Origin of the sequence: Photorhabdus sp. HUG-39 (assembly GCF_963878365.1) — a bacterium.
GTDB lineage: Bacteria > Pseudomonadota > Gammaproteobacteria > Enterobacterales > Enterobacteriaceae > Photorhabdus > Photorhabdus kayaii.
Genome location: NZ_CAWNWY010000100.1, coordinates 1 through 1242, shown reverse-complemented (window position 1 = coordinate 1242; position 1242 = coordinate 1). Strand labels below are relative to the sequence as shown.

The 1242-nt window shown below is 49.9% G+C and carries 1 pseudogene; it reads left to right on the top strand.

Going from position 1 to position 1242, the window contains the following annotated elements:
- Positions 1-71 precede the first annotated feature (71 nt).
- Positions 72-1234, top strand: a pseudogene (locus tag AAC155_RS24175) (IS3 family transposase).
- The last annotated feature ends 8 nt before the right edge of the window (positions 1235-1242 follow it).

Genomic DNA, 1242 nt, shown 5'->3' with positions numbered 1-1242 from the left:
TGTAGTGGTCTAATAAAACCGGACACCCATTTAAGTGGTAAGATTACCACGTTAGTTAAAAGAGGTGTTCAATGACAAGACAACGTCGTACGTTTTCTACAGAGTTTAAGCGTGATGCTGCCAGTCTGGTACTTGACCAAGGCTACCGCCTTGCAGAAGCAGTTAAGTCACTTGGTGTGGATGAATCGGTACTGCGGCGCTGGGTTGAGCAACTTGAGCAAGAACGGGGCGGTGTGACACCGAAGGCTAAAGCCCTGACGCCAGAGCAGCAGCGCATTCAAGAGCTGGAGGCCAGAGTCAATCGGTTAGAGCGGGAGAAAGCGATATTAAAAAAGGCTACCGCTCTCTTGATGTCGGACGAACTCGAACGTACACGTTGATAGACTCGTTAAGAGAGCATGAAGCAGTGGAATTAGTCTGTGATGTGTTTGATGTTGCCGCCAGCAGTTATTACGAACACAAGCATTGCAGCAGGCTGATTAATGTTGAACGGTTAGAGCAGCGCAGTAAAATCACCGCGTTATTTAAAGCAAGCCGCCACTCAGCGGGTAGCAGAACGTTACTGGGCATGATGCGTGCTCTGGGGTATCAGATAGGGCGCTTCAAGGTCAGAAGCCTGATGAAAGAAGCCGGGATAATCAGTAAGCAGCCTGGCCCACACCGTTATCAAACAGCCCGGACTGAACGGTCAGATATCCCGAATCATCTCAATAGGGAATTTGACGTTAGCGCGCCAGATAGTGTCTGGTGCGGTGATATTACCTATATCTGGGCAGAAGGCGGCTGGCATTATCTGGCTGTGGTACTGGATTTATACTGTCGTCGAGTGGTTGGCTGGGCATTATCGGCAAAGCCGGATGCGGATTGAGTGGTTAAAGCACTGGACATGGCATACGAGCAACGCGGCAGACCGCAAAACGTGATGTTCCATTCAGACCAGGGTAGCCAATATGCCAGCCATTCATTCCGGCAAAGGCTGTGGCGTTATCGCATGACGCAAAGTATGAGCCGCCGTGGCAATTGCTGGGATAATGCCCCAATGGAAAGGCTGTTTAGAAGCTTGAAATCAGAATGGATGCCTGTAACCGGTTATATGACCAGAGCAGAAGCCCAGCGGGATATAAGTTTTTACCTGATGGATTATGACAACTGGAGTCGGCCACATCAGTTCAACGAGGGGGTGCCACCGGCAAAAGCTGAGGCTCTCTCTAATTTACTGTCCGGAATTAGTTGACCACTACA